Consider the following 24434-nt stretch of genomic DNA (forward strand, 5'->3'; position numbering starts at 1 on the left):
ATGAAATACTGTGTATTTATATGCTGTTTATTTTTAGGTGAATTGGCTTTCGCCGATGTTATTCTGCCTTCCATGTTTTCAGATCATATGGTTTTGCAACAACAGGATCAAGTACGAATCTGGGGATGGGCAGCCCCAAATGAAGACATTGTAATTTCCCCATCATGGAGTAACAAAACATACAAAACCAAAGCATCAAACCAAGCCTTTTGGGAATTAAAAATAGAAACTCCTAAATACGGCGGACCCTTTCAAATTAAAATTAACGGCTATAACGAGCTTGTTTTAAAAGATGTTCTAATTGGTGAAGTTTGGCTTTGTTCTGGACAATCTAACATGGAAATGCCTGCCAGTTGGGGCATAAAAAATGGCGATCAAGAAATTGCAGCTGCCAACCATACAAACATTCGTTTTTTTACGGCTCCAAAAATTTCAGCAAAAAATCCGCAAAATAACATCTTAACACAATGGGAACTTTGCACACCAGAAACCATGAAAAAATCTAGTGCTTTAGCCTATTTTTTTGCCACAAAAATTCAAGAAAACTTAAAGGATGTCCCTGTCGGGCTTATAGTATCTGCCTGGGGAGGCACTCCAGCAGAAATATGGATGCCTGAAAACACAATTACTAATAATGACACACTAAAAAAAGCTGCTGAAAAACTTAACTCTTCAAAATACGGTCCAATTGAACCTGCCAGAGCCTTTAACAGCATGATTAACCCACTAATTGGCTACACAATTTCTGGCGTACTTTGGTACCAAGGCGAATCGAATGGTGGCTCAACAGTTTACGACAAAACACTAGAAGCCTTAATAACCTCTTGGCGTCGATTATGGCAAAAAGACTTTCCTTTTTATTTGGTGCAAATTGCTCCTTATAATTACGGTGACAATCATTTTGGTGGCGTACAAATTCGCGATGCCCAACGCAGGGTTTCAAACAACATCCCAAATACCGAAATGGTTGTGATTAGTGATGTTTCCCCTATTGATGACATTCATCCAAAAGACAAAAAATCGGTTGGTTTTCGTTTGGCGGATATTGCTTTAAAAAAACATTATAAAGTCATTGATGGCTTAGTTGAAAGCCCCAACCTTTCCGCTATAACATTCAAAAAAAATGAAGCCATTTTAGCATTTCAATACGCCGATGGTCTGCACCAAAAAAACTTGAAATCGCTATTTGAAATCGCAGGGGAAGACCATGTTTTTCACTCTGCAAAATGTAAAATAAAAGACCAATTAATTACTGTGAGTTCAAAACAGGTAAAAACACCAAAATATGTGAGATTTGCATGGAAAAACAACAGTCAATCTAACATTTTTAATAAGGCAAACCTGCCACTTTCTAGTTTTACAACAGAAAATTAATGCTATGAAACGATTAAAAAAATACGCACCATTGGCATTAATACTTACCTCATTTTTAAACAGTAATGCACAACAATCCTTTCCAATGAATAAAGAAACAGAACAAAAGATAAACCACTTATTAGAAAAAATGACCATTGAAGAAAAAGTTGGTCAAATGAATCAATACAATGGTTTTTGGGACGTAACAGGACCAGCTCCTGAAGGCGGAAGTGCCGAAAAAAAATATGAACATTTAAGAAAAGGCTGGGTCGGGTCGATGCTTACCGTTCGAGGCGTAGATCAAGTTCGAGCTGTTCAAAAAATTGCTGTAGAAGAAACCCGATTGGGCATTCCGTTAATTATTGGTTTCGATGTGATTCATGGCTACAAAACATTAAGTCCCATTCCGCTTGCCGAAGCTGCTAGTTGGGATTTGGAAGCCATTAAAAACTCGGCAAGTATCGCTGCTGCGGAAGCATCGGCCTCTGGAATAAATTGGACATTTGGTCCTATGGTAGATATTTCCAGAGATGCCCGTTGGGGTCGTGTGATGGAAGGTGCGGGCGAAGATCCTTTTTTAGGAAGTAAAATTGCCGAAGCTAGAGTTAAAGGTTTTCAAGGGGAAGATCTTACTGCCACAAACACAATTGCCGCCTGCGCCAAACATTTTGCAGCTTACGGATTTGCTGAAGCAGGAAAGGAATACAACACCGCAGATATTGGCACCTCAACCTTACACAACATCGTTTTACCACCTTTTAAAGCCGCTGTAAATGCAGGCGTAAAAACACTAATGAATTCCTTTAACGAACTTAACGGCGTGCCTGTAACAGGAAGTTCATACCTACAACGTGACCTCTTAAAAGGCGCCTGGGGATTTAATGGTTTTGTAATTTCAGATTGGGCATCTATTAACGAAATGATTAGTTGGGGCCATGCCAAAGATAAACGTGAAGCAGCAAGAATAGCAGCTATAGCAGGTTCCGATATGGATATGGAAGGCTATGTTTATGTTGAAGAATTAGCACAATTAGTAAAAGATGGTGTTGTAGATGAAAAAATAATTGATGATGCTGTTAGCCGAATTTTAAGAGTGAAATTTGAATTAGGTTTATTTGACGATCCATACAAATATTGTGATGAAGCTCGCGAAAAAGAAACCATAGGAAACCCGAAACACCATGAAGGTGTATTGGACATGGCTAAAAAATCGATTGTACTTTTAAAAAACGAAAACAACCTCCTTCCTCTTAAAAAAGAAGGTCAGAAAATTGCCTTAATTGGCGCCTTGGCGAACGACAAAAACAGTCCTTTAGGAAGTTGGCGTATTGCTGCCGACAACAATACGGCTATTTCTGTTCTTGAAGGCATGCAACAGTACACGGGCAATGATTTAATTTTCGAGAAAGGCCCAGACTGCTTCATTGGTAATTCAACTTTTTTAGATGAAGTTATTATAAACAACAGTGATAAAACAGGTTTAGATGAAGCTGTAAACGCTGCAAAAAAAGCAGATGTTGTGGTTTTAGTTTTGGGTGAGCATGGCTTTCAAACAGGAGAAGGACGAAGCCGAACCGATTTAGAACTTCCAGCCTTACAGCAAGAACTATTAGAAGCCGTTTACAAAGCCAATAAACAAGTTGTTTTAGTCCTTAATAACGGGCGACCTTTAGCAATTAACTGGGCCGACCAAAATATCCCTGCCATTGTTGAAGCTTGGCAACTGGGCACGCAAACAGGACACGCCGTAGCCCAAGTGCTTTATGGCGATTATAACCCTAGCGGAAAACTCCCCATGACCTTCCCTAGAAATGTTGGGCAAGTCCCCATTTATTACAATTACAAAAACACAGGACGCCCAACTAACAAAGACAATAACGTGTTTTGGTCGCACTATTCCGATGTTGAAAAAACACCGCTCTACCCTTTTGGTTTCGGATTAAGTTACACCACTTTTGAATATTCCGATTTGAAACTAAACGGTACTGCTTTTAAAATTGGGGATGACATTAAAGTTTCTGTCAGCCTTAAAAACACAGGAACACGCGACGGCAAAGAAGTGGTTCAACTTTATATTAGAGATTTATTTGCTAGCGTAACACGTCCTGTTAAAGAATTAAAAGCTTTTGAATTGGTAGAATTAAAAGCTGGCGAAACCAAAACCATACATTTCACATTAAATAAAGAAAATCTTGGCTTTTATAACAATAACGGCACCTTTATCGTTGAACCTGGAGACTTCAAATTATTCGTTGGTGGAAGTTCTGTAACGGCTCTGGAAACAGATTTTGAACTGAATTAGTTGAATGCATCAATGCTTTTCTAACTAAATTTAACACGTAATATAATTTTACAGTGTTATAAAAAATATCCTATCCTTCTTAAAAAAACCTCTGCAAGTTTGTGACGAAACTTACAGAGGTTTTTTTATTAGATATAGTCTTTTCAGAAATAACGTGGTCTTACAAACTATTCAAGCAGCTTTAAATTAGCTTCTTTTATAATTTTTAAGGTAGTACTATCTCTTGCAAAAACAGAGTTTAAGCCCTGTGGTTCCTGAGGTGGATCTGCGGTAAAATCGTCGCCACGCTTCCATTTACCGTTTACACGATTAGAATCTGTTTTAGCATATCCCGCAAAGCCCCAAAAATTTAACCCTGCAAGAATGCCGTTTTCATTACGACTCTCTACAATACTATTAAAAATAGCATTGTAAAATGTATTTCTATTTTCTACAGAAGCTTCCAAGGACAGACTTTCCTTTTCTCTTGGAAATCCAAATTCAGACATCACAATAGGCTTTTTTAAAGCTTTAGCTGCAACAATGTGTTCCTCCATATAAGCGTAAGCATTTGCTATTGAAACTTGGGTGCTTTCTTTTTCATTATTAATATCGTACCATCCCCAATTTTTTGGCCACATGTGCATGGCTAAATAATCTATATTTTTATTATCATGCAGGCGTTTAAACATATCCATGTCTTGCAAAAAACCGTGTTTTCCTTCAGTGCCTGTAGACACCAAATGATTTGGATCTAATGTTTTTATCAAGCTTACTGTTTCTTTTAACCAGCCTGAAAAAGCAGCTTCATGATCTGGCGACATTAACACACGGGGTTCATTGGCCACTTGCCAAGACATAACAGTATGGTCTTCGGTATATTTTAAACCTGAATACCTGTTTTTTCGCCCGATAATGAATTTTACATGCGCATAATAGGCTTCTTTACAAGGTTTGCAACTGTGAAATTGCTTGGTGTAATTCATATATTCATCCCATGAATATTGTTCTAAAAACGGATTAGGTACTTCGCCATAACCATTCCATTTTAAATATTCCGACATCCCGCCAGACCAAATCCAATTGTTGTTCAAATACAAAACGGCATACATGTTTCGTTTACGCATTTCGGCCATCATAAAATCTAAACCGTCTAACAAATCGTCGTTATACACCCCCTGTTCAGGCTGTAAAGCTGGGTACACTTTCGAGTCGCCCCCATCGCCTTCGGCGCCAACTAAAATGCGTAAATTATCAATTCCAACAGATTTCATTAAATCCAATTCTTTAATTAAACGTGCTCTATCGCCACCCTTTTTAGCCCCAATTAGTGGTCCGTACCAATAATTAGCGCCAACAAAATAGTATGGTTTTCCATCTTTAAAAAACCTAGAATCTTTAACCGTAATTTGTTTTATATTAACATTTCTTACTGTTTTTTTATACTTCGCACTTTTACATGCTGAAAAAAACAAAATGCACAGCATCAATACAATGGTGTTTTTAATTTTCATAGTTTAGTCTTTTAAATTGGAAGTTTATACATATCTGGCATGTTGTTTTGAAGTACTGCTTTGGGCTTTTGTGAAAAGGCCAAAAAATCGGCAGTATCTGGCATGCCCGGAACCGGGGTGCAATACGTGTCTTGCGAATTATACCAAAACATCATAAAACCAATTTGATTGTTATTTTTAGTGATGGCTTGGTATAAATTTTCGGAATAAAATTTAGAAATAGGAGAATTAACGCCTGGCGTTATAAAGTAACCTGTTTCTGTAAACGCAGCAATTTTTACACGCTCAATCGCTAAATCTGAAATTATTTTAAGTTTTTTATTGGAATTATCTACACCCGTTTGTCCTTGATTCTTTAAATCGCCATAATTATCCATGCCTAAAATATCAACATAAGCATCGCCCGGATAACGCTCTAAATACTGCGCCTGGGTGGTAAAACTATTATCTGGCGAAAAAGCAAAAAGCATATTATTTACTTTTAGAGTGTCTCGTAAATACTTTACAGTAAACTGCCAAAGCGTTATATATTCTTGAGGTGAACAATATTCACGACCCCACCAAAACCAATTGCCATCAAACTCATGAAATGGCCTAAAAACAAAAGGGACTAATTTGCCATCTGCTCCAATCATACTTTGCGCAACCTCAGCCACTTTTTCAAGTTTCTTTTTGTAGTAGTCATGATTTACACCATTAGGCAAAATACTAGAAAACGCATTTGCTTTTTGGTAGTCGGTCATTTCAGAGGCATAAAAATGTTTGCCTTCAAAAGGCTCTCTTAAATGCCAACTAAAAATATTAACCATCCCTTTATTATACGCTTCAACAGCATCTGCTTTTATTTCATTTTCCTGCTGAAAAAACCAATTTGAAGCGGTGCCATCGTTTAAATCATCTGTAATAAACAGAAAATCTGACCCTAATAAGCCAGGGTCGCTTCCTGTTGTTTTTTTAATATCGGAATCGCCAGCATTATCTTTATAAAAACTACTAAAAGCATCTTGCTGACCAATAATAAATTTGGTTCTAGACAAGGTTTTTAAATGATAAAAAAGTGCTACAGTTTCGGCAGTTGCATTGGGATTAACCATATAGGAAGATGTTTCGGCTGGTGTTAATATAAAACCATCATCTGGCGAAGGTTCTTCAACAATTGGCGGTTCTTCCTCAATAAAAATGTCGTCTTCTTTGGAGCAACTTTCAAAAACTAAAACCAGAAACACTAAGGTTAATAATTTATGATTACTAAATAATTTCACCATCTATTTTATCATTTTTAAGTATTCAAAAGTATGCAAGCTCGCGTGGTATGATAAGGCGCTTTCCACATACTTACTTTGTCTTCTTCTGTATATATTTTTCCGAATTTATCTGCTCTAAAAAACCACTCACCATGTTTATGGTCGATTAGATGATTTTTTGTGTAATTCCAAATTGCCAAAGAAGCATTTATATAATTTTCATCAGGATTTAAATGGTTTGCATATTTTAAACCAATTAAGGCTTCCACTTGTGGCCACCAATGTTTATCGGTATCGATATGATTAGTGCGTCTGTTTTTATCGTTCAACACACCACCATCAACATCCAGAGCTTCCTTCAAAAAAGTATCGGCTACATTTAGCATTTTTGCGTTTGCTTTTTGGATTAAATCGATGTCGTTTAATGCTTTTGCTGCTTCAATAATTAACCATCCCGCTTCAATATCATGGCCATAAGAAATGCTGTTACTTAGAAGCTGCCATTGGTTATCGAAAAACAATTCATAATGATTATCGCTGTTCAAAAATTTATCAAAAAACAGATTTACAAGGCCTTTTAAAGCCTTTTTTAAATCGGCATTATCGTAAATTTTAAGCAGAGTTGTGTAGGCCTCTAAAACATGAAGATGGGTATTCATGGTTTTCGATGCGTTCATGTCTTTTTCGCTTAAACGCATGTCTTCAATCGGAGTCCAATCTTCATTAAAAGCTTCAAAATAACCTAAATTAACAGGGTCTTTCGCATGTTTTTCCAATTGCTGAAAAAGTTCAATCGCCCAAGCTTTAGCGGTTTCATTTTTTGAAAACAGATAATATTCCGATAAGGCATAAATCGTAAACGACTGCGCATAAACTTGTTTGCGTCTGTTTATGGGACGGCCTTGATAATCGAGTTCCCAAAACACGCCTTTATAAGTGTTGTCTTTAAAAAAAGTGATTAAGTACTGAAAAGCACGGTCGCAAATGCTTTGGTATGCGTTTGTTTTTAAATGATTTGAAGCTGCTGAAAACGACCAAAGAATTCGCGTATTTAAAATGATGCCTTTTGAAGCATTTTCAACCACTTTATTATCATGATTTATCTTCCCTACAAATCCACCAAATTCTTCATCCAATGTATTTTTCATCCAATAACTTAGGATGTTTTTTAATTCTGAATGCAACTCAGCTTTTAGTAAACTATAGGTTTCCATGATTAATAAAGTCCCTTATTATTATCGATTAATTGAATAATCGTGTTTACAGAATCCTGAGAGGTAAATTTATCTTCTGGCGTATTCATGCAATAATCTACAAGGCGATCTACGGTTGAAGTTGCCACGTGCATATTCGTATCGGATGACGCGTAATAAATATATACGGTGCCATCATCGTCGGTTATCCAACCATTGGAAAACAAAACATTAGACACATCGCCAATTCTTTCATTTTTATAAGGCGCCATAAAATGACCACCTGGTCTGTGAATTACTTTTGAAATATCGTTTAAATCTGTCATAAACATATACAGGGTATACCGCAATCCAGCTGCTGTATTTCTGGCACCATGAGCGAGATGCAACCAGCCTTTTTCGGTTTTTATTGGCGCTGGCCCTAGTCCGTTTTTTAATTCATATATCGTATGATACACTTTATCGTAAATGATGGTTTCTTCTTTAACTTCGGGATTTGTCATATCATCAATAAAACCAAAACCAATACCGCCACCGCTGCCTACGCTTATAAAGCCATCTTGCGGTCTTGTGTAAATGGCGTATTTCCCATTAACAAATTCGGGATGCAAAACAACATTACGCTGCTGTGCCGAACCTGAAATTAAATCTGGCAGGCGCTCCCAATTTTTTAAATCTTTGGTTCTTAAAATTCCTGCATTTGCAACCGCCGAACTGGTATCGCCTTCTGGAGCATCAGGATCTTTACGCTCGGTACAGAAAATACCATAAATCCAGCCGTCTTCATGCTGAATTAAGCGCATATCGTACACATTAACATCGGGATGATCTTCAATTTGAGGAATCACACAAGGTTTATCCCAAAACTTAAAATTATCGATGCCGTTAGGACTTTCCGCAATAGCGAAAAAAGATTTTCTATCATCACCTTCAACACGTACAACCATCACGTAATTTCCGTTCCATTTCATGGCGCCAGAATTAAAAGCCGCATTAAAACCAATACGCTCAAGTTCTAAAGGGTTTGTTTCCGGATTTAAATCGTAACGCCAATGCAGCGGCACATGCTCCGAAGTTAATACAGGGTTTTTAAAGCGTCTATAAATGCCATTATATCTTGAAATAGGCTTGTTTTTTTTGCTGATTAACTTCTTATAAGTTTTTTGCAATTTTTTTATATGATTAGCCATTTTGAACAGTCTTTTTTTTAATTATTAATCTAATTTTTCTTCTAATGAATTCCACCAAAACTTCTTTAATAGCACTAAACAAACTACTAAAACAGCAAGGGCAATATATACAGGCATGTTTTGCCTAAACACTAAATACATAGGTAGAATAACCAATGTCGTTTGGGCTATGATTCCGATAGCAACATTAAACATGTCTCTTCCAAAATCGTTATTCTTTTTAAAGTCTAGATTTTCTAAAACCAATTGATCGTGTACGGGTTTCCAAAACCCCCAGGGTCTTACATTTTTGTAAAAAGTTTTAAGTACGGCATCTTCAGTTGGTGGCGCAGAGTAGGTTCCAAGAATGCTTCCTATTAAAGAAACAACAAGTAGGATGGGAAATAAATACAGTGCATTTACAGTTGGAAATAGTTGTGGTACAATTGCCGCAGCCAACAAACCAGCAACCATGCCCCAGAAAAAACCTTCGCCATTAAAACGCCACCAATGCCATTTTAAAATGTTAGCCCCCACATAACTACCATACAGTACAGATACTATAATGTTTAGAATGGCGTTTACGTTTTCGGCAAAAAAGCCTAAAACAATACTTACAACTACCACCACGATACCCGTTAGGTAATTCATGTTTTTTATTTGAAAAGGTGTTGCATCTGGTTTGGTGTATTTTAAATAAATATCGTTTACCAAATACGCTTGTGCAGCATTAAGTGTTCCAGCAAATGTGGACATAAACGCAGCTATTAAACCTGCTAACAGAAGTCCTAACAAGCCTACAGGAACAAATTCCTTAATAGCTGTAGGTAAAATTAATTCGAAATCTATTTGCCCCGTGGAGTTTAATAAGTTTAATTGATCGTAATACACTAATGCCAATGCGGCAAAACCCGCAATCATTAAATACCGAATAGGCATTAAAATAACAGATACAAAACCACTCATTTTTGAAGCTTCTGCAGGTGATTTTGTAGATAAAATTTTCTGCATATCGTAAGTTGGCGCTGGCCCAGCAATACTTACAAGCACCCCTTTAAAAAGCATCATAAATAAAAGGTAGGTAAAAAGGCCGTAACCATCACTTTTAATTTTATCGGTAACCTCTGGAATAATTGCACTCCAATCCATATCCAAACCACCAACAAAAGGACTCATCCAATGTTCTGGAACTTGAAGATTTCCTGTGCCAACTGCTTGCCAGCCTAAGTAACCAATAACCAATGCAGCAATCGTCATGATAGCAAATTGCACTACATCGGCCCAAACAATACCAGACATACCCCCTAATAACGAATAGAACACCGCAAATATGGTAAATAGTGTACCGTAAAAGTGTGGCACATATGCTAACGGAATATTAAATGGCACATAATTACTAACGAGTTCCCAAGGCACAAAAATTTCAACAAATTTTCCTAAGCCTATAAAACCATAAGCCAAATAACCCAAGCATACAATAAGCGCAAATACAACCACAATAATGTGCGATAATTTAGCGCCTTTACCAAAACCAAAACGTGTTCCTATCCACTCTGCGCCTGTGGTGGCATTAGAACGTCTTAACCATTTTGATAAATAAACCATTAAAAATATTTGATTAAAAACAGGCCATAACCACGGAATCCAAGCACTTTTTATACCATAAACAAACATAAGTGTAACCAACCAAATGGTTCCAGAAATATCGAACATTCCTGAAGCATTAGAAAGCCCTAACAAATACCATGGTATCGATTTGCCACCTAACAAATAATCGTCTTTACTTTTTTGAGCTTTTTTTCGAAGCACTAATCCAATTACAACTATAGTAACGAGGTATGCGGCAATAATTAACAAATCTACTGAGTGCAGTAATTCCATATAGAGGTTATAGTTTTAGTTGGTTTATATCTTTTAAGAACAAGGTTTTTGGGGCATTTTCAAAAGCTTTAAAATCAGCTTCACTGGCATGGCCTTTATAAGGCATATAATGATGCTTTTTGGTATGATTTCTCCAGAATAAAACCCAAGAAATTCCTGTGTTTTCAAGATTGGGGTAAACCACTTGCGAAAACCAATTAGCTGTGGTTATAGCCTCCAAGCCTGTTTCGGTAAAAGCATATAATTTATCCTTTGTTTTTGCTATGCTTTGTACCAAGTTTAAATCATGCACTGCAGCAGCAATATAATCTTCAGAGTTTTTAAAATCGTAAATATCAATTCCTAAAATATCCACATATTTATCCCCAGGGTAAAAGGCCAAATAGTCATCTTCAGGATTTAATTTATTAGGAGAATAAACATAAAACAAGTTATGTAATTTATGCTGATCTCTTAAAACACGTACCGTATTACGCCATAATTGAATGTACTCGATAGCGTTACAGTTAGGATTTCCCCACCAAAACCAAGCACCATTCATTTCATGAAAAGGCCTAAAAGCAACAGGAATTGTTTTTCCTTTATATTTTAATGATTTTAAAAAAACAGCCACGCGTTCTAACCATAAATTATACTTTTCTACATACTGCCCTTCACCAATAATGGTGTTTACCGCAGGAGTTGCATCCCAAGAATCGCCATTCGTTTTAGGATTATCGGCATGCCAGCTAATGGTTATAATCCCTCCCTTACTATAGGCATCTATAATAAGTTCGCGCATGGTATTAAAAGGAATGCCATCTATATTTTTATCGCTTGCCAATTCTATTTTACTAATATCAAAACCATAAACGGCAGGAAAATCGCCAATAACATCATGAACATCACTTTTTTCAACATTTGGGAAATCTGATTTTGTCCAACCAATGCCATAAGCGGTATCGTCTTGATGCCCTACAGCAAAGCCTTCTTTAGAAATATAGTATAGTTTTTTGTGTAGTTTTTTTAATTCTTTGGAAGCCTTAGCATCAACTAAATCGGGTTTTTTATAATCCGCATTATAAAGTGATTTACAAGACGTACACAAAAACACACCCCCTATTAAGAGGTGTGCTAAAAATTTAGATGAAATAAGAAATTTCTTATTTTTTTGCATTTGGTAATTATTTTTTGATAATTTTGTATCATTCAAGATGTAAAACATGAAAATTTACATCAATAATATTACGAAGTCAAAAATAGGGATTAAACAAAGCATAATAATGATATTATTTTATCATTATAATAAAATATAATTACGTTTAAAAGATGAATATATTAGATAAAGTACACAGAGAGATCACTCCATTATCCCCTGAAGATAGTTTTTTAGTATTTGACAGAGTGAAAGAAAACTTTGATTTCCCCATTCATTTTCATCCCGAATACGAATTAAATTTCATAAAAAACGGCAAAGGTGTAAATCGCGCTATTGGCGACAGCATTGAAGAAATTGACAACATTGAACTGGTTTTAATCGGCCCCAATCTTCACCACGGCTGGATAGACAACAACTGTAAAAGCAAAGAAATACGTGAGATTACAATTCAGTTCCACGAGAACTTATTTAATGACGAGCTTTTATCTAGAAAAATCATGCTCCCTATAAAAGACATGTTTGACAGATCGATACACGGTATTTTATTTTCAAAAAAAATTAGTGAAGAGATGTTTGAACGCATCTCACAAGTCTCAAAACTAGACAGTATGGATTATTTTCTAGAGCTCACCTCCATACTGTACGATTTAGCCAACTCGAGAAATCAACGCCTTCTATCGACATACACCGCAACTCGAGACAGCTTTGAAAACAGTGACAAAATCAAAAAAATATACGAATACGTACAGGAAAACTACGATAAGAAAATTACACTTCCTGAAGCAGCAGAACTGGTAAACATGAGTCAAGTTTCTTTTAACAGGTTCATGAAAAAAAGAACAGGAAAAACATTTGTAGACTACGTAAACGACGTTCGCATAGGTTATGCCGCCATTAAATTAATTGAAAAAGACGTGAGCATTTCTGAAATCGCATTTCATTGCGGCTTCAATAATATTGCAAATTTTAACCGCGTATTTAAAAAGGCAAAAAAATGCACACCTAGCCAATACAAAAATGACTTTTCAGGAATAAAAAGAATACTATAATACATTGTATTCAAAAAAACAACCTTCAGACAACCGAGGAAAGTCACTACATAATTGTATTAAAAAGCAACTTCTGTGTTTTAATACATGACATTTTATACCCTTCACTGAAAAACCCCTTCCTCAAACTTCATTTTAAACGCAAATATTTTACTTGAATATGACAAAATAATATTAACAGGCGTTTAACATTTCCTCTAAATTTGAATTCACTAAACAATTACCTAAGAAAATGAATTTTTCTTAAAATAAATGAATAATAATTCACAATAAACTAACTAATTCTTAAAGACATGCAAAAAACAGTATTTAGAAACAAGTACGGTGGCACGAATCAGTGCTTTCTACTATTACTATTCTTTCTAATTAGCCAGATTGCTTTAGCTCAAACCACAGTTACAGGATCTATTAAGGATTCCAGTGGATTGCCGCTTTTAGGCGTTGCCATTTTGGAACAAGGCACGAATAATGGTGCAATTTCAGATTTTGACGGCTCCTATTCTATTGAAGTTAACAACAAAGCCAGCTTAGTTTACAGTTACTTAGGCTATAAATCGCAGGTCATTACTGTTGGAAACCAAACAGTAATAAATGTGAGTCTGGAAGAGTCTGCCGAAAGCTTAAACGAAGTGGTTATTATTGGTTATGGCGCACAAAAAAGAAGCGACATCACTAGTGCGATTTCTTCGGTTCAAGCCAAAGATATTGAAGATTTAAAACAAATTAATGTCGACCAAATGCTTCAAGGTAAAGCATCTGGGGTTTCTGTAACAAATAACTCTGGTGCACCTGGAGGCGCAGCTTCTATTCGAATTAGAGGAACAACTTCCATTACAGGAACCAACGAACCTTTATACATTATTGATGGCGTGCCAATTTCTGGTGATGCCACAGGACGATCAACCAGCGGACAACCACTAGCAGGGAAAGATGGTTTTTCTTCATCTGGAGGCTCTGGAAATAATGCGGTAAGCCCACTATCTATGGTAAACCCGAACGATGTGGAAAGTATTGACATCTTAAAAGATGCTTCGGCAACCGCTATTTATGGATCTAGAGGTGCTAATGGTGTAATTATTATCACAACTAAATCTGGTAAAAAAAATGGCGGAAAAATCGCTTATGAAGGCTACACCTCTATTGTTACAAATTACAAAAACCTTGAGGTTATGGATTTGCAACAATACGCTAAAAACAAAACAGAGTTAGCCAACCTTTTTGGATTTCAAACGCGTCCAGAATTTTCACATCCAGAACTTTTAGGAAAAGGCACCGATTGGCAAAACGAGGTTTACCAAACCGCCATTTCTAAAAACCATCAAATATCATTTTCTGGAGCTAAAGGTGGCACCAACTTCTATTTGTCTGGAGGTTTTCTAGACCAAGAAGGCACCATTATTAATTCTGGATTAAAACGCTATACAACCCGATTAAACGTGAATTCCGATTTAAAAAGTTGGGTTACTGTTGGCGCCAATTTTTCGGCAGGAATTACCAACGAAAGAATTACAGTAAACCAAAGTTTTGGTGGTTTAATAAGCAACACACTACTTCAGTCGCCAGATATTCCGGTTAAAAATGCCGATGGTTCTTTTGCCGGCCCACCAAGTCCAGACCAAAGTGCTACGTATTTTAATCCGGTAGCAGAAGCGCTTACTAGAAAAAATTCCTTGATTAGAAAAAACTTCTTAGGTAACGTTTACGCCGATTTTCATATTGTAAAAGGGCTAACCTACCGCATTGAACTTTCTGCAAACACAGAATTCTCAGAAAATGAAGATTTTAGACCTTCATATAAATGGGGTGCTCAAGAAAATGTGACTGCCGATTTAGACACTAGAAATCAGAACTGGTATTCAACAAATTTTAAAAACTTGTTAACCTATCACAGGACTATAAACAAACATGATTTTACAGCCATGGTTGGTCAAGAAGCTAACGATAGCCATTGGAAAGGGGTAATAACCTCATCAAACGATTTTAAAACAAACGAAAACTACAGCATCAACCTAGCAAATCCAGATAACAATACGGTAACTGGATACCAAGGTAGTGCTTCAATTTCATCGTTTTTCGGACGTATTATTTATAATTATGATGACCGATATAGCATAACAGGATCGATTCGCTCAGACACCTCATCAAAATTCGACCCTACAACCGATAATCAAACGGGGGTTTTCAAAGCCATTTCTGGATCTTGGAAATTATCCAACGAGGCCTTTATGAAGAACACTAAAAAATACATTGACAACATCAAATTTAGAGTTGGATATGGTGAAACAGGAAATCAACAAATTGAAAACAACAGATATACCGCCTTATTAAACTCGCAAAACTCGGCTTTAGGAAGCGGATTTCTTGTATCCAATTCGCCTAACCCAGATTTAACTTGGGAATCTTTAAATCAGACAAATTTTGGTTTAGACTTTACTCTGTTTAACGCTTCGTTCTTAGCCAGTATCGATGTATTTAATAAAACCTCTGAAGACTTTTTATTTCAAGTACCATTACCCGATTACTTAACGGGCGGTGGTAACCAGTACGGCGGAATTTCTGCGCCATTTTCAAATCTAGGTACCATGGAAAACAAAGGCTACGAATTTAGCCTAAGCTATAACCTAGCCACCGAAAACTTTAGCTGGAACAGTAATTTTATCTACTCTTACTACGCCAATACATTAGTTGACATTCAAGACGGCATCGTTTTAACACAGCAAGTAAACACTAACGGTTACCAACCTGTAGTGGTTACAAACACCATTATTGGAGAGCCTATTGGTCAATTTTACGGCTATGTTGCCGAAGGGCTTTTTAATGATATGGACGATTTAAACAACGCTCCTATTCAATTCGGACAGGCAGTTGGTACCGCAAGTGGCGAAACTTATTTGGGCGATGTTAAGTATAAAGATGTAAATGGCGATGGTGTGGTAGACACATCTGACAAAACAATTATTGGGAGTCCGCATCCAGATTTCACCTTCGGATTTACAAACAACTTTAAATACCGTCAATTTGATTTATCTGTATTTTTACAAGGATCGTACGGTAACGATGTTATGAATTTAACCCGAAGAGCTGGAACAAAAAATGCTTCGTTATATGAAAATCAATTGGTTGAAGCTGCCAACTATTGGACACCAACAAACACGAATACCGATATTCCTAGACCAATTGCCGATTTATCGAACACAAACTTACTCATATCAAGCCGTTATCTAGAAGACGGTTCGTATATAAGAATTCAAAACGTAACTTTAGGTTATTCCTTGCCATTAGATATTTTAAGCAAATTTAAAATGTCTCGATTCCGAATTTATGGAACGGCTCAAAATCTAGTCACTTTTACAAATTATTCTGGTTACGACCCTGAGATAGGTGCCTTTAACCAAAGTCCGCTATTAGCAGGAATAGACAATGGAAGGTATCCATCTCCAAGAACATTTTCAATAGGTGTAAACGTAGAATTTTAAAAAAACAAAAATGAAAAATAACAATTTATATAAACTACTTTTCGTAGCAATACTAAGTTTAGGTTTTGGTTCATGTTCTGCTGAATTTACAGATAGACCACCTGAAGACGCCATAAGCTTAGACGGCTACTACAATAATAACGAACAAGTAATGTCTGCTACAAACGGCATGTATAGCAGAACATGGTTTCAATTTTGTAATAAATTTTTCTGGTCGCTAGAAATAGGCTCAGGAAACATGTATTCTGGATCTCCAGATGTTGCTGGATTACGAACCTTTTCACTAAACGGAAGTGATCCTGAATTAGCAAACGGTTGGGCCGCTTTATGGGCCAATGTTGCACAAGCTAATGCTATTATCAACTTTTTAGAAGCCCGAGTATCACCAAACGTAAGCCAGCAGGTTATAGACAATACCATTGGCGAAGCTTATTTTATTCGTGCTACCGCCTATTTTTACTTAGTACGTATGTGGGGGCCTGTTCCAATTATTGAAAACAACTTAGATTATTCTGACGACCCGTATATTAATACAAACCCAGAATCTGATGTTTATAAACTAATCGAGCTGGATTACTTAGCTGCTATAGACAAATTAGAAAGTAAAATTCGCAGTTCTAACTATGCTGAAAACGGTCGTGTTTCAAAAGGATCAGCAAAAGCCATGTTAGCCAAAGTATATTTATACCAAAAGGAATACTTAAAAGCGAGAACGCTTGCCGAAGAAGTAATTTCTAGTGGCGAGTTTAAATTACTTGGTGGTAGCCAGTTACCAAATATGTCTTTTGCCGATTTATTTTTATACAAAAACAATAACAACGAAGAGTCTATTTTTGCCATTCAATGGAAAACCGATGGTGCTTATGGTTCGGGAAACAACAGTAACACACAATTTGGAATAAGCAGCTCTACGGTGTCTACCTCAAACGCGACTTACGGTGGCGTAATGGCGCCATCACAAGATGTTATGGTTTTATATGAAGGCGCAGATGTAAGAGGCCATGAAACTGTTATGCTTCCTGGAGACACCTATCCAAACATGAACACTTCAATTGGCATTGGTTTTACTGTTCCAGATGAAGACAACGCACAAGCTTCTGGTGGTGGTATTAAAAAGTACTGTATTGGTAGAGAAACCGCCGAAACAGGCCCGGTTGATGCATGGGGCATGATGGACAATAGCCAATACATTATGAGGTACGCCGAATTACTTTTAATACATGCCGAAGCTATTCTTGCAGGAGGCGCAAGCACATCAGATCCAGCCGCATTAAATTCCTTCAATGCCGTTAGACAAAGAGCAGGACTTTCAACAAAAACATCTATTACATTTGATGATATTTTTAAAGAAAGACGTTTAGAATTGTGCTTTGAAGGCGATTATTGGTTCGACCTTGGAAGACTTGAAAAGCCAGATGCTATTGCACTTATATCAGCACAAAATAGAGGCAATATATACGCTGCAGAATATTACACACCCGTTTATTCTACCGATCGTACAGCGAATGATTTCTTAATGAAATATCCTGATAACGATGTTGCTAAAAATCCTAAATTATTAGAAGCACCTGTGCCTTATGAGTTTAACTAATATTAATTCCATGACAATGAAAACACTAAATATAAAACAGGCATTAAGCTACAGTCTTATCGCATTATTGTGCATTGGCGGTCTAGTTTCATGCTCATCAAATGACGACGTTAACGACTCTAGCAACACGCCACCTGTAATAAACACAGTTAGTTTAGCTGAAGAAGGCGATTTAACCCCTACCGATGTTGGTTACGCTAATAACATGTACATTATTCAAGGTTCTGGATTTCTTTTTTTAGAGAAAATCTATTTTAACGGCACCGATACTTATTTTAATCCGACATTGGTTACCGATACAGCCATTTTTGTTACGGTAGACCAAAACACGCCTTACGAAAATGCTTCAAATGAATTAAAATTAGTAACCAAAGGAGGCTCGGTTACTTATCCGTTTGTAATTGCACCACCAGCACCACAAATCCTTAAAGGCTTTAATCCTGTGAATGCAAATGATGGCGATGAAGTTACCATTTATGGAAACTTCTTTTTAGATCCCGTAGTTACTTTTGGAACCATTGAAGCCGAAGTTATTTCTAATACTTTAACCGAAATTGTTGTTAAAGCCCCTGTAGGATCAAACAAAAAATACATTACAGTTACAACCATTTCTGGAGAAGCCACCACAACTTACGCCGTTGGAACAGCACTTTATGATGATGTTTGGTATAACGGTTGGGATGTAGAATCGTGGAATAACCAAGTTTACGTAACCGATGATAAAGCTGCGCAAGGCACTACCTATTTCAAAAAAGATATGGGAGGCTGGGACAACCTTCAAGGAAATTGGAATTGGGATGACCAATTAGCAGACTACTCGGGGATTAGACTCTCTTTAAAAGGTGAAGCCGGCTCTAAACTAAAATTGGTTTTTAATGGCAATTGGGATGATGCCACGGCTCCAATTATCGAATTAACTAACGAGTGGAAGGATTATTATTTCACATGGGAAGAATTATTTAACCCTGCTGCTGTACAAAATATTTCATTTCAAGAATTTACGGGTGATGGCGGCGTCTATTACTTCGATAATTTCGGATATGTATTAAAATAGTTTCGTTGTTTGTTTTAGTTAACAAGAGAACCCTTTATAGCCATATTTAGGGTTCTCTTTAATTTAATATTGTATGAAAAAATTAGCCTTAATAATATGCCTTCTAACATTAAATAGTCAGGCTCAAAAATTTGAGAATCTCGCCAAAACACCGCCATTAGGTTGGAACAGCTGGAACACCTTTGGCACAGATATTAATGAAGAACTAGTAAAAGGTATTGCCGATAAATTTGTGGAACTTGGCCTAAAAGATGCTGGCTACGAATACATTGTTCTAGATGATGGTTGGATGACCAAACAAAGAGACAAAAACGGAAACTTAGTCCCTGACCCTGAAAAATTCCCTAGCGGCATGAAAGCCCTTGCCGATTATATTCACAGTAAAGGCTTAAAATTCGGACTTTACAATTGTGCGGGAGCAACAACCTGTGCAGGTTACCCCGGAAGCCGCGGCCATGAATATCAAGATGCCAGAGCCTATGCCTCCTGGGACGTTGATTATCTAAAATACGATTGGTGCGATTCAGGAAAAATTAATGCTGAAAGCGCCTATATTACCATGCGAGATGCTCTTAAATCCGCAGGAAGACCAGTAGTTTTTAGTATTTGCGAATGGGGTGATAATGAACCTTGGAAATGGGCCAAAGACATCGGACATTTATGGCGCGTAACAGGCGATATTATAAATTGTTGGGATTGCGAAGTGGGACACGGCTCATGGTCGTCTAGCGGTATTTGGAAAATTATTAACATGCGTAAAGACATTCGTAAAGCCGCAGGTCCAGGCGGTTGGAATGATTATGATATGATGGAAGTAGGAAACGGCATGACCGACGCCGAAGACCGCAGCCACTTTGCCATGTGGAGCATGTTAGCATCACCTTTAATTATGGGTAATGATTTAAGATCAGCTCCAAAAGAAACCATAAAAACACTTTCAAACAAAGAAGTTATTGCTGTAAATCAAGATGAATTAGGCATTCAAGGTTTTCGCTTTACAAATGAAAATAATATGGAAATCTGGCTAAAACCTTTAAGCAACGATGCTTGGGCAATGACTTTTATAAACATGAGCGACCAGCCAGTAGATTTTAATTTCGATTGGAACAAACACAATATTGGCGATGATGTAAACAATCTTTATGTTGACATGAAAAAGACCCGCTTCAAAATTCGAGACCTTTTTAATCATAAAGACTTAGGTACTACAGCTAAAAACTTAAAAACCACAATCCAAGCTCATGATGTTGTTATGGTGAGATTGGAAAAGATATAAACCTCCCTAAAGAACCCCGTTGAAACTATTACGCAAACCTTTTGGTTAGAAAACAGTTTAAAACAAATTCTTAACCTTAAAAAGCCACCAAAATTTTGGTGGCTTTTTGTTATGATAACTAAATATTTATTTCAAATCAATTAAAAATATACAGCACATAATGGCAGGGCTTCTTTAATACGATTTTGTTCTGTTTTACTAAAATTATTATTGGTTAAAATGAGTGTACGCAAATTTTGCAACGCAGATATTGTTTTAGGTAATTCCGTTAACTCGTTTCCAGATAAAATAGCCATTTCCAAATTTTTTAAATTTGAAAAACTCGCTGGCAATGTCTTCAAATTATTATCGTTTAGAATTAACGTTTTTAAATGACTTAAAGCACCAATACTATTAGGAATGTTCTGTAAGCGATTGTGCTCCATGTTTAATTCCTCAAGAGTTTGTATGCGCGTCCATTCGGTATCTAACTCATAAAACTGATTATAGCCTACTTGCAAGGTTTTTAATGATGTTAAAGCTGCCACAGAAGGTGGTAAATAACTCAATTGATTATTATCCAATTGCAGCACTTGAAGTTTTTTACATTGGTCGATAGTACTAGGCAAAGCCACCAAACTATTCCCTGAAAGGTATACAAATTGAAGATTTTTTAAATCACCAATATTTTCTGAAATTTTAGCAATTTTATTATCAGACAAATCCAATTTCACTAAGTTTTTAAGCTTTGAAATTTCATTTGGAACATAACTAAATTCGTTCCCCTTCAGATTTAAAATTTCTAAATCCTTTAAACTGAAAAGTTTTGCATCCCAACGTTCAAAATAATTTCCCATGGCATTTAAAAAAACCAAATCTTTTAAATATTGGATCTGTTCTGGAAGCTGAAAGAGTTGCTGGTCCCGTAAATTTAATTGGGTTGCATTTTTGCTTTCAGCAAGCGCCTTTTCAACACTATAAAACATGGTTTCGGTTAAAGGATTTGCGTTTTGAGCAGATCCTTGAAACATGGTCATTCCAAATATAAAAATCACAAAAAGGTACTTCATCATCTATAATCGTTATATAAAAAGACTGGTACAAACCTTATTGCACCAGTCTTTTTTTTAAAGAATAAAAAAATTAATTATGCTTCATAACCTTGTAAGTCGCTGAGTTTTTACCCACAGTAACTTTTACAAAAAGCATTTGATTGTTTTTTACATAAGCTGCTAAATCTAAAGCTATAACACTGCTATTGCTTAGCTTTGCACCTTCCTTTTTAGTTAATACATTTTGACCCAGCACGTTGAAAACCTCAACAGTAATATCGCCATTTTGGTTGGCAACATCTACATTCAAAATACCATTTGTTGGATTTGGATATACCGAAATATCATTTTTTAAAACCTCATCAATCTCTAAGGTTTCTTGTACCAAAATATATTTTTCTTTGGTTACTTCGGTTCCGTTCCCGCTAGCATTTCCTACGGTAAGACTTGCTTTAAAAGTTCCAGCGGTATTATAAGTAACGGTTGGGTTTGCTTCAGTAGAAGTTTCAGGAGCACCACCTTCAAACGTCCAAGACCAAGTATTTGGATTGTTTGAACTTAAATCTGAAAATGTCACGGTTTCACCTAACTCTATTTTTTCTTTAGAAGCCTTAAAAGCTCCTACTGGAATTTGAGCTCCAAGATTTTCTTTTAATGCAAATACCACTGTTGATGATGCATTTAATGTTACCTCTGAAAACGTAGCATCTTTCTGTGCTTCGTTAGAACCACTTGGGTGCTGTACAGAAAAGAATCCGTAAGCAAAGTCTGGAGTAAAGGTTAAACCTGTTGGCTCAGATCCGTTAGGCATAGAAGCAAACAATTCAACATTCGGATTTGCCTGTGTATGGTCTGGACGCACTACCCAAATGTAGTTGTTCCCACCATCTTGCAATACCCAAAGGTTTCCTTTATCATCAAATGTTAAGTTATCATTTCCACCGCCCCAAGCTTCGTTAAATACGCCTGTTTCAGTTCTTATATCATAAGAAGTTCCACCTACAAATGTTTTAAAATTAGTTACGGTAGAACCATTTTCTGTAAAACTGTACACACGGCTTTTTCCTTTTGAAGTAAAATAAATTTCTCCAGTTATAGGATGAATTTCACAATCTTCAACACCATTAAAATCTGTTCCACCTAAAGCAGCTGCTGCACTTGCAACATTATTTCTTTCTGTTGGAGTGGTGTTAGGTACTTGCACCCATTTTGCTGTAGTAGACGAAGGATCGTTAGCCACTAATGGATCGTCTAACACTAAAACATATAAGGCTCCTTCTGAAAGGTCTCCAGCAGTAGTTGCAACAAACTTATATACACAGTCTGTACCACCATCTTCACCATAATAGGCGGTTTTCATATCGTTAGCAACGACTACATTTTCATGCTTCATTCTTCCCATGGCCCATAATTTTTCTTGCCCCTTTCCATAATCCACAACTTTCGCAGTTGCAGGATCAATTTCTACAAGCCAACCTACATCTTGATAGCCATCGCTATTAGAATCGCCACTAGTAGTGCTTTCTTCAGCAGTTATAATGGTTCCCCATGGCGTTGTACCCCCAGAACAGTTACGAGTGGTTGTTACTAAAGCAGAATTAAAGAAATCTACAGGTTGGGTTTTAGTAACTTCCCATAATAATGTGTTTTGATTAAAATTCACATCTGCAACCGTAACGCCTCCAGGTGTTGTTTCATGATTAATTGAAACATATCCCAGCTTACTAGAACCGTTAATTGGTGTATATCCTGTAAAATCATTATTACCTCCTACAGCACCATTCCCCGAAGTATAAGCGTCTCCTTGTTTTACAATTAACTGAAAACGGTGATTGCTTGGAATGATCATTTTTGAAGTTTGCCCAGTAGGCTCAATAGACGTGAAGCAACCAATTGTTCCTGCTTCACAAGGAGCAATTACTGGTTCATTTTTTATAAACATATCGAATTGTAAATCTGAACTCTGTCCGTCTCGATTATGTAATTCTACAGCAATTCTATTTACGCCTTCAACAAAGAAAGACTTTGCAATACTATGTGTATAAAAGGTATTTTCATCATTACCGCTCACAATAGCTTCAGAATGTGTTAGGTAATCTGTTGCCCCAGCTGGCATATTATCTCGTATAACTTCAACGCCGTTTACATAAACAATAGCGCCATCATCGCGCTTTAAACCAAAAAGCACATTATCTGTTAAATCGTTTAAAACGATATTTACATCTTTTATAAAGTAAGTTGTAATGTATTTGTTATTTGAATCTGCTCCAAAAGAAACTTGGGTAGCCACAGGATCCCCATAACCAAGCGGTGCAAACCCAACTGCCCATGCGCTCATGTCGAATCCCGTTTCCTTCCAAGGTGTTGCATCTAAACTCACACCTGTATCTAAGTAAGACCATAAAAGTCCTTCAGCCATAGGGTAACTTGCAACACTTGCCGATTTAGGAACAATGCTTGTTGCCATATCGAAACCTAAATCTGAACTCGACCCACTACGTTGGTGTAATTCTACAGCAATTACATTATCACCATTTTGCAATAAATTGGCAACAGTAAAAGCCATAAAAGCATCCTCATCAGCGCCTCCTATGGTACTTGAAGCGAAGGTATTGTAATTAATCACACCTTCTGGCATATTATCTCTTATAATTTCGGTACCATTAAGATATACCACGGCACCATCATCTTTTAAAATATTAAAAACAAGATCGCCATAAGCTGTAGCATCTACAATACTAAATTCGTATCTAAAATAATAGGTAGGATATTTATTATCGGAATCTGAACCAAAGGATAAAGTTGTAACCTCATCGCCATCACCATAGCCAAATTGAGAAGCTCCGGTTTGCCAAGCGCTATCATCGTATCCTATTTCTTTCCACGCAACACCAAGATCCATTCCTGAATCATTATAACTCCAAGTACTTCCAGCACTAAAAGGAAAACCTCCTAATGGCAACGAATTGGCTGCGGTATTGTTTTTTAAATCTGCTGAATCTGCGAAGCCTAAAAAGCTCAACATTAACAGCACTACTAATGGTAAATTTGTTTTCATATTTACTAATTATTTTGAATGGTTAATCCTTTTTTATAGGACAATTCAAAACTAGTAAGATGCTATTTCGTTTATGGAAACTGTACTTTACCCTTAGGTCACAGAACTGTTATGAATACCATG

15 protein-coding genes are annotated in these 24434 nt (G+C 36.6%); 7 read left to right on the top strand and 8 right to left on the bottom strand.

What is annotated here, in order from left to right:
* Positions 1-1374, top strand: a complete 1374-nt coding sequence (locus tag H6X70_RS06415) for a sialate O-acetylesterase (RefSeq protein WP_194766853.1) — start codon at positions 1-3, stop codon at positions 1372-1374.
* 4 nt (positions 1375-1378) lie between these two features.
* Positions 1379-3658, top strand: coding sequence for a beta-glucosidase BglX (gene bglX / locus H6X70_RS06420; RefSeq protein ID WP_194766854.1), 2280 nt, complete (start codon positions 1379-1381; stop codon positions 3656-3658).
* Between the two features lie 167 nt (positions 3659-3825).
* Here the strand turns inward: bglX and H6X70_RS06425 are convergent, their stop codons facing one another.
* The 6 genes from H6X70_RS06425 to H6X70_RS06450 are packed head-to-tail and all read right to left on the bottom strand — an operon-like array spanning position 3826 to position 11794.
* Positions 3826-5151, bottom strand: coding sequence for a glycoside hydrolase 5 family protein (locus tag H6X70_RS06425; RefSeq protein ID WP_194766855.1), 1326 nt, complete (start codon positions 5149-5151; stop codon positions 3826-3828).
* Between the two features lie 11 nt (positions 5152-5162).
* Positions 5163-6416 carry a glycoside hydrolase family 26 protein gene (locus tag H6X70_RS06430; RefSeq protein WP_194766856.1) on the bottom strand — a complete coding sequence of 418 codons (1254 nt, stop codon included), beginning with the start codon at positions 6414-6416 and terminating at the stop codon, positions 5163-5165.
* A 14-nt stretch (positions 6417-6430) separates the two neighbouring features.
* Positions 6431-7609 (bottom strand): AGE family epimerase/isomerase, encoded by a 1179-nt coding sequence (locus H6X70_RS06435; protein ID WP_194766857.1) that lies wholly within the window; start codon positions 7607-7609, stop codon positions 6431-6433.
* Between the two features lie 2 nt (positions 7610-7611).
* Positions 7612-8778 carry a glycosidase gene (locus tag H6X70_RS06440; protein WP_194766858.1) on the bottom strand — a complete coding sequence of 389 codons (1167 nt, stop codon included), beginning with the start codon at positions 8776-8778 and terminating at the stop codon, positions 7612-7614.
* Positions 8779-8802: 24 nt separating this feature from the next.
* Positions 8803-10638 carry a sodium:solute symporter family protein gene (locus H6X70_RS06445; RefSeq protein ID WP_194766859.1) on the bottom strand — a complete coding sequence of 612 codons (1836 nt, stop codon included), beginning with the start codon at positions 10636-10638 and terminating at the stop codon, positions 8803-8805.
* Between the two features lie 7 nt (positions 10639-10645).
* On the bottom strand, positions 10646-11794 hold the full coding sequence (locus H6X70_RS06450; protein WP_194766860.1) for a glycoside hydrolase family 26 protein: 1149 nt from the start codon (positions 11792-11794) through the stop codon (positions 10646-10648).
* Positions 11795-11946: 152 nt separating this feature from the next.
* On the opposite strand from H6X70_RS06450, the gene H6X70_RS06455 reads away from it, so the two are divergent.
* The 5 genes from H6X70_RS06455 (at position 11947) to H6X70_RS06475 (ending at position 20222) form a co-directional block, all read left to right on the top strand.
* Positions 11947-12825 carry an AraC family transcriptional regulator gene (locus H6X70_RS06455; RefSeq protein ID WP_194766861.1) on the top strand — a complete coding sequence of 293 codons (879 nt, stop codon included), beginning with the start codon at positions 11947-11949 and terminating at the stop codon, positions 12823-12825.
* Positions 12826-13118: 293 nt separating this feature from the next.
* Positions 13119-16301 carry a SusC/RagA family TonB-linked outer membrane protein gene (locus H6X70_RS06460; RefSeq protein WP_194766862.1) on the top strand — a complete coding sequence of 1061 codons (3183 nt, stop codon included), beginning with the start codon at positions 13119-13121 and terminating at the stop codon, positions 16299-16301.
* Between the two features lie 10 nt (positions 16302-16311).
* Positions 16312-17892 (top strand): RagB/SusD family nutrient uptake outer membrane protein, encoded by a 1581-nt coding sequence (locus tag H6X70_RS06465; protein WP_194766863.1) that lies wholly within the window; start codon positions 16312-16314, stop codon positions 17890-17892.
* 16 nt (positions 17893-17908) lie between these two features.
* On the top strand, positions 17909-18946 hold the full coding sequence (locus H6X70_RS06470; RefSeq protein ID WP_194766864.1) for an IPT/TIG domain-containing protein: 1038 nt from the start codon (positions 17909-17911) through the stop codon (positions 18944-18946).
* A gap of 73 nt (positions 18947-19019) precedes the next feature.
* Positions 19020-20222 (top strand): glycoside hydrolase family 27 protein, encoded by a 1203-nt coding sequence (locus H6X70_RS06475; protein WP_194766865.1) that lies wholly within the window; start codon positions 19020-19022, stop codon positions 20220-20222.
* Positions 20223-20362: 140 nt separating this feature from the next.
* On the opposite strand, the gene H6X70_RS06480 is transcribed toward H6X70_RS06475, so the two are convergent.
* Together H6X70_RS06480 and H6X70_RS06485 are read right to left on the bottom strand one after the other, a co-directional pair.
* Entirely contained in the window at positions 20363-21274 is a 912-nt protein-coding gene (locus H6X70_RS06480) for a leucine-rich repeat domain-containing protein (protein WP_194766866.1), read from the bottom strand.
* Positions 21275-21344: 70 nt separating this feature from the next.
* On the bottom strand, positions 21345-24311 hold the full coding sequence (locus H6X70_RS06485; RefSeq protein ID WP_194766867.1) for an alkaline phosphatase PhoX: 2967 nt from the start codon (positions 24309-24311) through the stop codon (positions 21345-21347).
* Positions 24312-24434 lie beyond the last annotated feature (123 nt).

Origin of the sequence: Tamlana sp. I1, from assembly GCF_015355625.1 — a bacterium.
In the GTDB taxonomy this organism is placed as follows: Bacteria; Bacteroidota; Bacteroidia; order Flavobacteriales; family Flavobacteriaceae; genus Pseudotamlana.